Genomic DNA, 14,457 nt, shown 5'->3' with positions numbered 1-14,457 from the left:
CTGCCCGGAACGAACCACGGTAACCGCCCCCTCCATGAAATCCCGGGAGGGGCGCTTCCGGCGCGGGAGGGTCGGCCGCCCGGGTAACGGCCGCGGCCCTTCCCGTACGGAGACGCGTTCCCCGCCCGGGAAGGGCCGCCGGCACCCGGCGCACGCGGTCGGCGCCGGGTGCCTCAGTTGTCCAGGACCGCCGTCAGCAACTCCGCCGTCCAGGCCAGCAGTTCCCGGCCGACCACCGGCTTGCCGCCGATACGCGCCGTGCTGGGACGCGGCACCAGGATCTGCTTGGCCGCCTGCTTCACCACGGTGCGGGGGTAGAGCCGGTTCAGCCGCAGCTCCTGCGACTCGCGCAGCTCCACCGGCGAGAAGCGCACGTTGCCGCCCTGCAGGGTGATGTCGCTGACCCCCAGTCGGCGGGCCAGCAGCCGCAGCCCGGCGACCAGCAGCAGGTTCTCCACCGGCTCGGGGAGCTTGCCGTAGCGGTCGGTGAGCTCCTCCCGGACGGCCTTGATGTCCTCCTCGGAGTTCACGGCGGCGATCGACCGGTAGGCCTGCAGGCGCAGCCGCTCGCCCGGCGCGTAGTCGTGCGGCACGTGCGCGTCGACCGGCAGCTCGATCTTCACCTCCAGCGGGGCCTCCTCGACCTCGCCGCCCGCCTCCAGGGAGGCCCGGTAGTCCGCGACGGCCTCGCCGACCATGCGCACGTACAGGTCGAAGCCGACGCCCGCGATGTGGCCGGACTGCTCGCCCCCGAGCAGGTTGCCCGCGCCGCGGATCTCCAGGTCCTTCATGGCGACGTACATGCCGGCGCCCATCTCGGTGTGCTGGGCGATCGTCGCCAGACGCTCGTGGGCGGTCTCGGTGAGCGGCTTCTCCGGCGGATAGAGGAAGTACGCGTAGCCGCGCTCGCGGCCCCGGCCTACCCGGCCGCGCAGCTGGTGCAGCTGCGAGAGGCCGAAGGTGTCGCCGCGCTCGACGATGAGGGTGTTGGCGTTGGAGATGTCGATGCCGGACTCGACGATCGTCGTGGAGACCAGCACGTCGAACTTCTTCTCCCAGAAGTCCACCACGACCTGCTCCAGCGCGGCCTCGCCCATCTGCCCGTGCGCGGTGGCGATCCGCGCCTCCGGCACCAGGTCGCGCAGCCGCGCGGCGGCCTTGTCGATGCTCTCCACCCGGTTGTGGATGTAGAACGCCTGCCCCTCGCGCAGCAGTTCGCGGCGGACGGCGGCGGCTATCTGCTTCTCCTCGTACGGGCCGACGAAGGTCAGCACGGGGTGCCGCTCCTCCGGCGGGGTGGTGATCGTGGACATCTCGCGGATGCCGGTGACCGCCATCTCCAGGGTGCGCGGGATCGGTGTGGCCGACATCGTCAGCACGTCGACGTTGGCCCGGAGCTTCTTCAGCTGCTCCTTGTGCTCCACGCCGAAGCGCTGCTCCTCGTCGACGATGACCAGGCCCAGGTCCTTGAACTTGGTCTCCGAGGAGAACAGGCGGTGGGTGCCGATGACGACGTCCACCGAGCCCTCGCGCAGCCCCTCCAGGACGGCCTTGGCCTCGCCGTCGGTCTGGAAGCGGGACAGCGCCTTCACCACCACCGGGAACTGCGAGTAGCGCTCGGAGAAGGTGCCGAAGTGCTGCTGCACCAGCAGGGTGGTGGGCACCAGGACGGCGACCTGCTTGCCGTCCTGCACGGCCTTGAAGGCCGCCCGCACCGCGATCTCGGTCTTGCCGTAGCCGACGTCGCCGCAGATCAGCCGGTCCATCGGGACCGACTTCTCCATGTCCTCCTTGACCTCGGCGATCGTGGTGAGCTGGTCCGGGGTCTCCGCGTACGGGAACGCGTCCTCCAGTTCCCGCTGCCAGGGGGTGTCCGGCGCGAAGGTGTGGCCGGGGGCCGCCATACGCGCGGAGTACAGCCGGATCAGGTCCGCGGCGATCTCCTTGACCGCCTTCTTGGCGCGCGCCTTGGTCTTCGTCCAGTCCGCGCCGCCGAGGCGGTGCAGCGAGGGCGCCTCGCCGCCGACGTACTTGGTGATCTGCTCCAGCTGGTCGGTGGGCACGAAGAGCCGGTCGCCGGGCTGGCCCTTCTTCGCCGGGGCGTACTCGACGACCAGGTACTCGCGGGTGGCGCCCTGGACGGTGCGCTGCACCATCTCCACGTAGCGGCCGACGCCGTGCTGCTCGTGCACGATGAAGTCGCCCGCCTGCAGCGTCAGCGGGTCGATGGTCTTGCGGCGCCGGGACGGCATCCGGCCCATGTCCTTGGTGGAGGACTTTTGGCCGGACAGGTCGGTCTCAGTGAGCACCGCCGTTTTCAGGGCGGGGTCGACGAAGCCGCTGTCCAGCGAGCCGCAGGCCACGTGGACCACCGACGGCTCGACAGGCCCCTCCAGCCGCGTGTCGAGGCGCGCGGCGATGCCCTCGTTGCCCAGCACCTCCACGATGCGGGACGCCGGGCCGTGCCCCTCGGTGACGAAGACGACCCGCCAGCCGTCGGCCAGCCAGCCCTTGGCGTCGGCGAGCGCCCGGGCGGTGTCGCCCCGGTAGACCTCCGGGGCGTGCATACCGAGCTTGAGGGTGTCGGCGTCCAGCTCGTCATCGGCCGCGAACGGGCTCACCGACCACCAGGGAACGCCCAGCTCGCGGGCGCGCTCCCGCACGTCGGCGATGCTCCACAGCGATGCCGCGCCCAGGTCGATCGGCGCCTCGCCGCCCCCGGCGGAGGCGGCCCAGGAGGCCTCCAGGAACTCCCTGCTGGTCGCCACCAGGTCTGCGGCCCGGGTACGGACCCGCTCGGGGTCGCAGACCACGGTCAGCGACCCGGCCGGCAGCACGTCCAGCAGCAGCTCCATGTCGTCCACGAGCACCGGGGCGAGGGACTCCATGCCCTCCACGGCGATGCCCTGGGCGATCTTGTCCAGCAGTTCCCGCAGCTGCGGGTGCTCCTCCGCCAACTCGGCGGCGCGGGCCTTGACCTCGTCGGTGAGCAGCAGCTCCCGGCAGGGCGGCGCCCACAGGCCGTGCTCGGCGACCTCCAGCGAGCGCTGGTCGGCCACCTTGAAGTAGCGGATCTCCTCGACGTCGTCGCCCCAGAACTCCACCCGCAGCGGATGCTCCTCGGTGGGCGGGAAGACGTCCAGGATCCCGCCCCGCACCGCGAACTCGCCGCGCTTCTCCACCAGCTCCACCCGGGCGTACGCGGCGGCGGCGAGCGCGTCGACGACGTCGTTCAGATCGGCGGTCTGCCCGGTCCGCAGCGCCACCGGCACCAGGTCTCCCAGGCCCTTGACCTGCGGCTGCAGCACGGAACGGATGGGGGCGACCACGACCCGCACCGGGCCGGCGGTCGGGTCGTCCGCGCTGGGGTGCGCCAGCCGGCGCAGCACGGCCAGACGGCGGCCCACGGTGTCCGAGCGGGGGGAGAGCCGCTCGTGCGGCAGCGTCTCCCAGGCCGGGTACTCCACGACGGAGTCCTCGGGCAGCAGCGACCGCAGCGCCGCCACCAGGTCCTCGGCCTCACGGCCGGTCGCCGTCACGGCCAGCAGCGTGCGGCCGGTGCGGGCCGCGAGCGCCGCCAGCGCCAGCGGCCGGGCGGCGGGCGGACCCACCAGGTCGACATGCGGGCGGTTGCCGTCCGCGGCACCGCGGACCGCCTCCGCGAGCGCGGGGTCGTCCACGACGACGTCGAGCAGACCGTTGAGGCTCATGTGGCTTTCCGTCCCAGGGGCAGACATGCGGGTCAACGCGAACAGCCCGACACGTCGAACGAGCCGGGGTGTCCCAGCGTACGACGCTCCGCGGGTGGGCGGTGCGTGACGTTGTGTGCGGCGCCGTTGCGGCTGGGTCTGCGGTTGTCTCCCCGCCCGCCCTCCCCAGCCTTCGGCCGGGGGACCGCCACCCCGAAGGGCAGCCGGAGGGGGTGGGGTCGTAGGGGTGGATGTTCTGGACGATGCGGCATATCTGTGTGCGGCATCCGGGGCACAACACATACCGCCCGCACGCACGGAAACATGCCAGTCCAGGATGTCCAGCCCAGGAGGCCCCGCCCCCGGCCCCGGCCCCGGCCCCCAGGGAACGTGCGAGGCGGCCACTGAACGCGCGGGCGCCGGGTGGGAGGGAGGGAAAGCACCCACCCCCACCACCACGGCGCCGCACACACCGCGCGCTCCGCGCGCTACTCCGTCGCGATCGCGCCCAGCACATTCATCCGGGCCGCCCGGAACGCCGGCACCAGCGCCGCGACGAGTCCGACGAAGGCCGAGCCGATGAAGACGGTGATGATCGTCGGCCAGGGGATCTCCAGGACGCCGAGCCCCTGGAGCGCCAGCAGCTGCTGGGCGGAGGCCCCCCAGCCCATGCCGAGGCCGAGGCCGAGCACCGCGCCGAAGAGGGCGATGACGATCGACTCCAGGCGGATCATGCGTCGCAGCTGCCGCCGCGACATGCCGATCGCCCGCATGAGGCCGATCTCCCGGGTGCGCTCCACCACCGACAGGGCGAGGGTGTTCACGACGCCCAGGACCGCGACGATGATCGCCAGGGCCAGCAGGCCGTAGATCAGGTTGAGCAGCTGGCCCATCTGGTCCTTGAGCATCTGCTTGTAGTCGGCCTGGTTGCGGACCTGGACCTGCGGGAAGTCGTGCAGCGCCTTCTTCAGCCCCGCGTAGGCCGCGTCCTGCCGCCCGTCCTTGGCGGCGGCGAACATGATGTCGTTGACCGGCATCCGGTCGGCCGGCACGTAGCGCGCCGCGGTCGTGATGCTGGTGTACATCGCGCCCTGGTCGAAGACGGTGTCCGCGGAGGTGATGGCGGCGACCGTCAGCCTGGCGGTCTGCCCGTGCTCGAAGTGGACGGAGAGCGTGTCGCCGAGCCCCACCTTGTGCTTGTCGGCGAAGCTCTCGCCGACCGACATCGCGTTCGGGCCGTACGCGGCCGACAGCTCGCCGGCGACCGTCTTGGCCTGGAGGTCCTCCGCGTACGTCGGGTCCGCGGCCGTCAGGGAGGTGTCGGACACCGACCCGTCGGGGGCGGTGAGCTTGACGTCGAGGGACTTGTAGTCGGTGACGTGGGCGAGGTCGGGCGCGGCCTTGATGGCCCGCTCGATCTGCGGGGTGATCGGCTGACCGCTGTTGGACTCGATGATGAAGTCCGCGCCGACCGACTTGTCGAGCTGGTCGGTCGCCGAGGCCACCAGTGAGGAGCCGACCACCGACAGGCCCGCGACCAGCGCGAGGCCGATCATGAGGGCGGCGGCGGTGGCGCCGGTACGGCGCGGGTTGCGGAGCGCGTTGCGCTCGGCGAGGCGGCCGACCGGGCCGAACCCACGCAGGACGCCCGCGCTGATCACCCGGACGACGACGCCGGCGAGCAGCGGCCCGACGACCACGAAGCCGACCAGGGTGAGCAGGACGCCGAGGCCGAGGAACATCGAGCCGTCCGCGGCCTTGGTGGCCTGCACGGCGGCGAGGAGCGCGGCGCCGCCCGCGAGGGTGAGGACCAGGCCGATCGCGGCGCGCACCCTGCCGGCCCGGCCGTCGGCGGGGGTGCCGGCGTCGCGCAGCGCGGCCATCGGCGAGACCTTCCCGGCCCGCCGGGCGGGCAGGTAGGCGGCGAGCACGGTCACCACGACGCCGAGGACGAGCCCGATGACGGGCGTCGTGGCCTTGATCGTCAGGGACGAGGTGTCGAGGTTCATGCCCACGCTGCCCATGAGGTTCATGAGCAGCACGGCGAGCCCGACGCCGCCGCCGATGCCGAGCACGGAGCCGACCACGCCGAGCAGCAGCGCCTCCACCAGCACCGAGCGGTTGACCTGGCGGCGGCTGGCGCCGATCGCCCGCATCAGGCCGATCTCCCGGGTGCGCTGGGCGACCAGCATCGAGAAGGTGTTGACGATCAGGAAGACGCCGACGAGGACGGCGATCCCGGCGAAGCCGAGCATCGCGTACTTGATGACGTCGAGGAAGCCGGCGATGTCCTTCTGGTTCTCGGCGGTCCACTCGGCCTGGGTCTGCACCGTGTAGCCGGCGGTGGCGCCGAGGGCGGCGGTGACGTTCTTCTTCAGCTGCTCGTCGGTGACCCCGGGCTTCGCGGTCAGGCCGACGCTGCTGAAGACGTCCTTGGCGCCCAGCAGCCTGGTCTGGATGGTGGGGGTGTCGAAGTAGAAGATCGCCGCGCCGGGGTTGGTGACCTTGAAGGTGGCGATGCCGCTGATCCGGGCGCGGAACTCCCCGGGGATGGCGATGACGCGCAGCTCGTCGCCGATCTCGAGGTGCTTCTTGCCGGCGGTGTCGGCGTCGACCATCACCTCGGTGGGGCCGCGCGGGGCGTGGCCGGAGGTGACGTCGACCGAACGCAGCTCGGTGGCGTCCCAGTTGGTGGCGATGGTGGGGGCACCGGAGGTCGGGCCGAGGTTCTCGCCGGCGGCGTCGGTGACGGTCAGGGTCTGACTGCCCGCCTCGCCCGTCGCGGACTTGACGCCGTCGACCTCGCGCAGCTTCGCGACCGTGGCGGCGGGCATGGTGGCCGCCTTGGCGGTCGTCTGCAGTTCGTCGTCGCTCGGCGCGCCCTTGGGAGTGACCGTGACGTCCGACGCGGTGGCGGCGAAGAGCTTGTCGAAGGTGGAGGTCATGGTGTCGGTGAAGACGAGCGTGCCGCAGACGAAGCCCACCGACAGCAGGACGGCGACGGCGGACAGCGCCATACGCCCCTTGTGCGCCAGGAAGTTGCGCATCGAGGTCTTGACGACGGTCACGACGTCCTCCCGCGCGCGTCGAAGTCCTTCATGCGCTCGAGGACGGATTCGGCGGTCGGGTCCCGCATCTCGTCGACGATCCGGCCGTCGGCGAGGTAGAGGACGCGGTCGGCATAGGAGGCGGCGACCGGGTCGTGGGTCACCATGACGATGGTCTGGCCGAGTTCGTCGACGGAGCGGCGCAGGAAGCCGAGGATCTCGGCGCCGGCGCGCGAGTCGAGGTTGCCGGTCGGCTCGTCGCCGAAGATGATCTCCGGGCGGGCGGCGAGGGCGCGGGCCACGGCGACGCGCTGCTGCTGGCCGCCGGAGAGCTGGCCGGGCCGGTGCTTGAGGCGTCCGGCCAGACCGACGGTCTCCACGACGCGCTGCAGCCACTGGGGGTCCGCCTTGCGGCCGGCGATGTCCATGGGCAGCGTGATGTTCTCGGACGCGTTGAGGGTCGGCAGCAGGTTGAAGGCCTGGAAGATGAAGCCGATCTTGTCCCGCCGCAGCTGGGTGAGCTTCTTGTCCCTCAGCGTGGTGATCTCGGTCTCACCGACCCAGATCCGGCCCTCGGTCACCGTGTCGAGACCGGCGAGGCAGTGCATCAGGGTCGACTTGCCCGAGCCGGACGGCCCCATGATCGCGGTGAACCGGCCGGCGTCGATGTCGACGTCGACCGCGTCCAGGGCCACGACCCGGGTCTCCCCCGAGCCGTACGCCTTGGTGACCTGACGGGCCCGGGCGGCCACGGCCGTACGTTCTCCGCTGCCCCCGGACGTGGGGATCGTTACTGCCGTTGTCACTGACCTGCTCCTGTCGGGTGTGTGGTCGCCGCCGTCTCGGGGCGTGCTGCGTCGCGTACCAAGACTGGTGTGGGGGAGGGGGCTGGAACGATGGTGCGGGTCTCCGTATCGGCCCGGGGGTTAGCCCCACCAGAAGGTTAGGGAGCGCGGGAGGGCCCCCTCGTCCTCCGCCGGTACGAACCTGGAGTCGGTGGAAGTCGGGTGCGTCCCCTAAGGGGTCTGCGCCTTTCGATGGACCCGGCTCGGGGTCGGGAGCGGGCCGCGCGGTCCGGGGTGCTTCTGCCCGGCCGTCCGACCTGCGGGAACCGTGCGCGCGGAAGCCGGGCATAATCGTGCGTTGTACACACAAACACCAGGGGGGACCCGTGGAGCGCACCGAGCAGACCGCGACCGCCGCCGCCGCACCGTCGTCGGCCGACGGGCCGCGGCGGCGCGGCCCGGTGGTCGCCGCGCTGATGCTGGCCATGGCGCTGGCGGCGATGGACTCCACGATCATCTCCACCGCGGTGCCGCAGATCGTCGGCGAGCTGGGCGGCTTCTCCGTGTTCTCCTGGCTCTTCTCCGGCTACCTGCTCGCGGTCACGGTGACCCTCCCGGTCTACGGCAAGCTGGCCGACACCTTCGGCCGCAAGCCCGTGCTGCTGGCGGGCATCGGGATCTTCCTGCTGGGCTCGGTGTTGTGCGCCGGGGCGTGGAACATGGCCGGCCTGATCGCCTTCCGCATCGTGCAGGGGCTCGGCGGCGGCGCCATCCAGGGGACCGTGCAGACCATCGCCGCCGATCTGTACCCGCTGAAGCAGCGCGGCCGCATCCAGGCGGCGATCTCCACGGTCTGGGCGGTCTCCGCCGTCCTCGGCCCGCTGTGCGGCGGGCTGCTCGCCGGGTACGCCAGCTGGCGCTGGATCTTCCTCATCAACCTGCCGATCGGCGCGGTCGCGCTGCTGCTCATCTCCCGCCACCTGCGGGAGCGGCTCGGCGAGCGCACCCGGCACCGCATCGACTGGCCCGGGGCGCTGCTGCTGTTCCTCTCCGGCGGACTGCTGATCACCGGCCTCGTCCAGAGCGGTCCCGCCCGGTGGTGGCTGCTCGGCGGCAGCCTCGTCATGGGCGGCTGCACCGTGTGGGCCGAGCGCCGGGCCGCCGAGCCGATCATCCCCGGCTGGGTGTGGCGGCGCCGGGTGATCGTCGCCGTCAACCTGGCCCTCGGCATGCTCGGCGTCCTGATGGTCGCCCCGACCGTGTTCCTCCCCACGTACGCCCAGACCGTGCTCGGCCTCGGTCCCATCGCGGCGGGCTTCGTGCTGTCGGTGATGACGCTCAGCTGGCCGGTCTCCGCCGCCCTCAGCAACCGCGTCTACCTGCGCATCGGCTTCCGCAACACCGCCGCCCTGGGCATGGCCGCCGCCACCGTCGTCCTGGTGGTGCTGGTGCGGCTCCCCTACGCCGGGCCCGCCTGGCAGCCCGCCCTGGTGATGCTGCTGCTCGGCGCCGCCCTCGGCCTCTTCCAGCTGCCGCTGATCGTCGGCGTCCAGTCCACCGTCCCTTGGAGCGAACGGGCCACCGCCACCTCGTCGATCCTCTTCTGCCGCCAGGTCGGCCAGAGCGTGGGCGCGGCCGTCTTCGGCGCCGTCGCCAACGCCACGCTCGCCACCTGCCTGCACGGCTCCGGCACCGACCTCGACTCCGTCGCCGGCGCCGCCCACATCGACGACCAGGTGCGCCGCGCCGTCGCGGCCGCGGTCGACCACGTCTACGTCGGCGCTGCCGCCGCCGCGGCCCTGTCCCTGGCCGTCGTCCTGCTGGTGGCCCCCCGCCGCTTCCCCGTCCTGGAGGAGGACCCGGCGGTACGGTGAGCCCGTGGACGCGAAGACCTACGCGCGTATGCGGGCCCTCGCCATGGAGTTGCTGGAACGTGGGGACGCCTGGGCCGTGGAGATCGGTGAGGGTGTCGTCACGATGACGATGTCGCCGGTCAACCGGCACGAGCTGATCTCCCTGCGGCTGCGCCGGCAGATCGAGCGGCAACTGTCCGACGATCCGGACTGGGCCGGTCACGTGGCCCACAGCGGTCCGGAGATCAAAGTGCCCGCCATAGGGCGTATGCGTCGCCCCGACGTGGTCGTCGTGGCGGAACAGGCCCTCGACACGCCCGGCTTCCTCGACCCCTCGGACGTCGCCCTGGTGGCCGAGGTCGTCTCGGCGTCGAACCCGGACAACGTCTACCGCGAGAAGACCCGGGACTACCCCGCCATGGACATCCCGCTCTATCTGATCATCGATCCGCGGGACAAGACGCTCGCCGTCCTCTCCGATCCGGCTCCGGGTGACGACGGCCCGCGCTACCGGGCCCGGCACGACTACGCCTTCGGGGACGCCGTCCCCGTGGGCCCCTGGATCGTGGAGAGCGGGGAGTTCCCCTCCTACGACGGTTCCTGATCGTCCCCCGGAGACGGGGCGGGCACATCGGGGGTAGCGGGGCCGGGGGCGGCGTCCTCGGTCCCGGTCCCGGTCCCGCTCCCGGCACCGGCCTCCGGCAGCGCGCGGCCGGTGAGGGCCGCCAGGCTGCTGCGGACGTGGGCGAGGTGCTCGCGGATCTCCTCCCGCCGGACCTCGTGCTCGCGCAGTTCGCGTTCGGCGGCGAGACGGATACGCTCCTCCCTCACCCGGGCCTGGGCGAGCAGAGCGGCGGCCGTGGCGTCGGCCTCCTCCTGGCGGCGCCGGGCGGCCTCCTCCGTCTCCGCCAGGGCCCGGCGGGCTTCGTCCAGCATCGCCTCGGCGTACGAGGTGAGTTCGGCCAGCCGGGCGTCGACCCCGGCCTCCGCCTCGGCGAGTTCGTGCTCCTGGGTGTCGAAGCGCTCGTGGTGCTGCCTGTCCTGCTCGGCAAGCACGTGTGCACTCTCCCGCCGGGCGGCGTCGAGCTCCCGGGCGGCCTCGTCCCGCAGCCGGCCGGCCTCCTCGCGGGCGGCGCCGAGGACGCTTCCGGCCTCGTCGCGGGACTGTTGCAGCTGCTGCTCGGCCTCCTCGTCCGCGGCGGAACGGCGGGCCTGGGCGGCGGCGCGCGCCTCGTCCATGAGGGTGCGGCGGGCGGCCTCCGCCGCGTCGTGCGCGTGCCGGGCCTCCTCCTCGGCCTGTTCGCGCACGGAGGCGGCCTCCTCCTCGACCAGCCGCAGCAGTTCCAGCGCGTTGTTCCCGAGCGACTCGTACGTGGGCGGCGAGAGGGAGGAGACCACGTCGCGCAGCGCCGCGCACTCCGCGGCCATCTCGTTCGCCAGGACGGTGAGCCGCGCGGCACGCTCCCAGGCGGCGTCGCGGTCCTCGGACAGCGCCTCGAGGAAGCGGTCGACCTGGTCGGTGCGGTACCCGCGACCGCGGACGGTGGCGAAGTCGCGGCCGTCGCGGGGGTGTGCCGTGCTCATACCCCCATTCTCGGGGATTTGCCTGATTTACCCATATCGCGACACTCCGACCGGCCCTCGACGGCCGTCCTCCGCCACGAGGGCCTGCCGGGGCCGTCCGGGGTGGGACACTCAGAGCATTCCGTCCCACATCTGCTCGACGAGCACCGGCCACCAGTGCTCCGGCGAGGCCACCGCCGCCGGGTCGAGCGCGGCCAGCTGGTTCTGGAAGTCGACCGTCCAGCGGCCCGCCTGCTCCGGCGTCAGGCCCAGCCGCCAGCGCCACATCGTGCCGAGCAGCGCCAGGCAGCGGACGAACTCCGGCAGGCCGGTGTTGACGAACTGCGGCACCGCCGCCGTCCCGCCCGGCCCGGCCTCCAGCGGCACCGCGACGATGTGCGCCGTGCCGTACTGCACGCACAGCTGACGGCCGAAGTCGTTGCCCATGACCAGGTACGAGCCCGCGTCCGGGGCCGGCTGCGCGCCCCGCTCGACCGCCAGCTCGGCCAGGGTCGGCACCGGCCGCCCGGGCTGGGCCTGGGCCCAGAAGAACGGGCCGAAGTCCACCGGCAGCCCGCACCAGGTGAGCGTCTGCGCGACGAGGTCCGGGACGCCCTGGCGGGCGACCGCCCGCTGGTCGAAACGGAACACGCCCTGCGGCCCGAAGGACTGCGCCAGTTCGTGCCCGATCGCGTCCAGCGGGACCGGGGGGACCCGCTGGATCCGGTGCGGCTCGGGCATCGGCACCCGCTGCGGGTGGGCGTGCGCCGGGGCGCTCGCCACCTGGTGCAGCTCACCGAGGTGGGTCAGCAGGTGCTGGACGCCCGCGCGACGGCTCGCGTGGTCCGTGCCATAGGGGGCGGTGCTGCTGATCCGCACCTGGGGCCAGGTCTCGCGGATCATCCGGGCGCAGTAACCACCCGGCAGATCGCACGACTCCAGCTCCGTGTGCAGTTCCAGCACCGCCTGCGGAGGCACGCCGAGGGCGCGCAACTCGTGCAGGATCTGCCACTCCGGGTGCGGTGTGCCGGGCGCGGAGCGGCGGATCAGCTGCTGCTCGGAACCGTCCGGCGCGCGGTAGCGGAGCACGGCCAGGTAGCCGGGGCCGACGGTGGGCACCCCGGTGGGCGGCAGCGGCTGCGGCGGGTGAGGGTAGCCGTACGCGGGCGGCTGCGCCGCCGCCGGTCCGGGCGCCACCGGTCCGGGCGGCGGGGGCGGAGGCGCGGTCCGGCCTCCCGCGTCCGGGCGGGACAGCACTGTCGCGGCGTGGTGCACGTCGCCGGCTGCCGGCTTCGGCGGTGCGGGCGGGCCGGGCGGGTCGTTCGCTGGCAGTGCCTGCACGAGCTGCGTGGGCACGTACCCGGCGGCCGGGGTGCCGGGCACCCCCGGGCCGGGCGGCGGCGGGGGCGGCCCGGGCGGGGCCGCCTTCACGGTCTCGGCGGCGGCCAGGTCGGCGGCGCCGGCGTTCGGCCCGGGCGCCGGCCGGGGCGGCGGGGGCGCGGCGTCCGGGCGGGACGGCATCGCCGCGGCGTGGTGAGCGTCCCCTGCCCCGGGCCGCGCGGGTGCGGACGGCGCGGGCGGCGGCGGGGGCGGGCCGCCGAACGGCGCGGGCGGCGGGGGTGGGGGCGGAACCGCTGTCCCGGCGCCGGGGTGGCCGTGACCGCCCTGTGTCCGGGGCTGCGGCAGCGGTGTCCCGGTCCCGGACACCCCCGGCAGCCGCTCGGTGCCCGCGTCGGCGTTCGCCGTGGCCGACGGGGTGTGGGCGTCGTCCGAGTCGCTGATCGGCGGCGCGTACACGGTCGCCGGCGGCGGCACGGACGCGCCGGCACCCCCGCTGTCGTTGGCGTCCCGCCACACCGCGGGCGGCGGGGTCGGCGCGCCGCTGTACGGAATCGGGGCCGGGGTCGGGGTCGGGGTCGGGACGTACGGCTGAGTGGGCGTCGCCGGCCCGGGCGCGGTGACGGGGGCCGGGGCGGGCGCGGGCGGCGGCGTGGTGACCGGCGTGGCGGCGGTGCCGCCGAAGGCGGCGTCCGCTCCCCCGCGGCTGCCGGGGATGCCGAGGCGGTCGGCGGCGTCCTGCAGCCACTGCGGCGGGCTCAGCAGGAAGGACGTCGCCTCCAGGTCGATCCGCCGGGGCGGCTCCGGCACGGCGTCGGCGATCGCGTCGGCCGCGGTGCCGTAGGCCTCCTCCCAGCGGCGGACGATCTCCCCCACGGGCAGTGCGGGCCAGAGCGTCGCCTCGCCGCTGTCGCGTGCGATGACGATGCGGACCTCCCCGTCGTCCGCGGTCGGACCGTCCTCCCTCGGCTCGGACCACACCACGAAGCCCCGGTCGAACTCCCGCACCCGCACCTCGCGCGCGAGGTGGCCGGGGACGCCGGCGTTGATCCACTCCTCGGCGCGCTCCTGCGCCTGCGCGAACGTGACCATCTGCCGCCTCACCCCTCCACCGGGACGGCGCGGGCGAAGCCGCCGTCCACCATCAGGCGCGCCACCGTAGCCAGCTCCGGCGGATCGCCCGCGAGCGCGGCCAGGAAGGCGTCGAAGTCCTCGCCGCAGGGCAGCAGGAGCACGGCGGCCCGCTCCTCGGTGGAGCCGAAGGCGCCCTCGGCGTCCCGCACGTCGTCGTACGGGCACAGCCACATCGAACCCCGGTCGGCGCCCTGCGCCTTCACCGCGAGCACACCGCCCTGGACGTAGGAGATCGCCAGGTAGTCCTTGGTGAGGTGGTCACGCAGGCATTTGTTGACGTAGACCAGGTCGTTGGCGGCCGCCTCGTCCCGCACGGTGAAGAAGGGCTGGTCGATGAGGAGTCCCAGCATGGGGAGCAGGGCCACACCGCGCGGCGCGCTGCCGCCCGCCGCCTTGAGGAAGGTGCGGTACGCGCCGGGCAGCCGGTAGCCGAGCTCCTCCTCGACGTCCCGCACCTGCTGCTCGGTGACGGCGACCGCGTCCTTGCGCAGGCCGAAGTGGACCGGGCGGGTCTCCTGCAGCGGCCGGGTGCCGCGCTTGTCGTGGTCGGCGGAGGCAGTGGTGGCCAGGCCGCCGTGGTGCCGCAGCAAGGACTTGACCTCGGCGGGGATGAGTTCCAGACGGCGGCTGCCGGCGACGTGGTGCCAGGTCCACCCGTGCGGAGTGGCGACGGGGGAGAGGCTGTCCCACAGCTCGTGACCGGCGGCGTGCAGCGCGGCGTTGGCCGACACGTAGTCGGTGAGCCGGAGTTCGTCGATGCCGAAGCCGTCCGGCGGCTCGGCGATCTCGGCCGCCGCGCGGGCGTAGGGCGAGAAGTCGGGGTAGCCGCGCTCGTCCACGCGTACGCCCTGCGGGTGGCGGGCGCGCCGCACCGGGTCCGGGAAGTGCACGATCTGACCGGCGTAGGCCGCGTTCGGTGGCGCGACCCGGTAGCCGGGCCGACCTGTCGTCATTGCGGATGCCCCCATGCTGAATGCGGTGTTGGGCACAGCCTAGGGGGTGTGCACAAGGTACTTCCCCTGGTTCCGGCACGGAAGGGGGCGAGCTC

At 73.4% G+C, this 14,457-nt stretch carries 8 protein-coding genes; 2 read left to right on the top strand and 6 right to left on the bottom strand.

Annotation, left to right across the window (positions count from 1 at the left end):
* Window positions 1-173: 173 nt before the first annotated feature.
* The 3 genes from mfd to AC3ET4_RS03435 form a co-directional block, all read right to left on the bottom strand.
* Window positions 174-3,710, bottom strand: coding sequence for a transcription-repair coupling factor (mfd, locus tag AC3ET4_RS03445; RefSeq protein ID WP_431945690.1), 3,537 nt, complete (start codon window positions 3,708-3,710; stop codon window positions 174-176).
* A 467-nt stretch (window positions 3,711-4,177) separates the two neighbouring features.
* Window positions 4,178-6,757, bottom strand: a complete 2,580-nt coding sequence (locus AC3ET4_RS03440) for an ABC transporter permease (protein WP_431945688.1) — start codon at window positions 6,755-6,757, stop codon at window positions 4,178-4,180.
* Window positions 6,754-7,542 (bottom strand): ABC transporter ATP-binding protein, encoded by a 789-nt coding sequence (locus AC3ET4_RS03435; protein WP_431945686.1) that lies wholly within the window; start codon window positions 7,540-7,542, stop codon window positions 6,754-6,756. The genes AC3ET4_RS03440 and AC3ET4_RS03435 overlap by 4 nt, the downstream gene beginning before the upstream one ends.
* Before the next feature lie 365 nt (window positions 7,543-7,907).
* On the opposite strand from AC3ET4_RS03435, the gene AC3ET4_RS03430 reads away from it, so the two are divergent.
* Together AC3ET4_RS03430 and AC3ET4_RS03425 are read left to right on the top strand one after the other, a co-directional pair.
* Complete coding sequence (locus tag AC3ET4_RS03430; protein WP_431945684.1) at window positions 7,908-9,395, top strand: MDR family MFS transporter; 1,488 nt, start codon at window positions 7,908-7,910, stop codon at window positions 9,393-9,395.
* A 4-nt stretch (window positions 9,396-9,399) separates the two neighbouring features.
* A complete protein-coding gene (locus AC3ET4_RS03425) occupies window positions 9,400-9,978 on the top strand; it encodes a Uma2 family endonuclease (protein WP_431945682.1) in 579 nt (192 codons plus the stop codon).
* On the opposite strand, the gene AC3ET4_RS03420 is transcribed toward AC3ET4_RS03425, so the two are convergent.
* From AC3ET4_RS03420 to AC3ET4_RS03410, 3 genes are all read right to left on the bottom strand, one after another.
* Window positions 9,963-10,958, bottom strand: coding sequence for a coiled-coil domain-containing protein (locus tag AC3ET4_RS03420; RefSeq protein WP_431945680.1), 996 nt, complete (start codon window positions 10,956-10,958; stop codon window positions 9,963-9,965). The two genes, AC3ET4_RS03425 and AC3ET4_RS03420, sit on opposite strands and share 16 nt — an antisense overlap.
* Before the next feature lie 111 nt (window positions 10,959-11,069).
* Window positions 11,070-13,367 (bottom strand): SUKH-4 family immunity protein, encoded by a 2,298-nt coding sequence (locus AC3ET4_RS03415; protein ID WP_431945679.1) that lies wholly within the window; start codon window positions 13,365-13,367, stop codon window positions 11,070-11,072.
* 8 nt (window positions 13,368-13,375) lie between these two features.
* On the bottom strand, window positions 13,376-14,362 hold the full coding sequence (locus AC3ET4_RS03410) for an HNH endonuclease (protein WP_431945677.1): 987 nt from the start codon (window positions 14,360-14,362) through the stop codon (window positions 13,376-13,378).
* Between the last annotated feature and the right edge of the window lie 95 nt (window positions 14,363-14,457).

It is taken from the genome of Actinacidiphila sp. bgisy167, assembly GCF_057707665.1.
This window is presented reverse-complemented; position numbering and strand designations above follow the sequence as displayed.

Coding starts and splice junctions, on each gene's coding strand:
- mfd (WP_431945690.1), bottom strand. CDS start 3,710: ATGAGCCTCAACGGTCTGCTCGACGTCGTCGTGGACGACCCCGCGCTC.
- AC3ET4_RS03420 (WP_431945680.1), bottom strand. CDS start 10,958: ATGAGCACGGCACACCCCCGCGACGGCCGCGACTTCGCCACCGTCCGC.
- AC3ET4_RS03415 (WP_431945679.1), bottom strand. CDS start 13,367: ATGGTCACGTTCGCGCAGGCGCAGGAGCGCGCCGAGGAGTGGATCAAC.
- AC3ET4_RS03410 (WP_431945677.1), bottom strand. CDS start 14,362: ATGACGACAGGTCGGCCCGGCTACCGGGTCGCGCCACCGAACGCGGCC.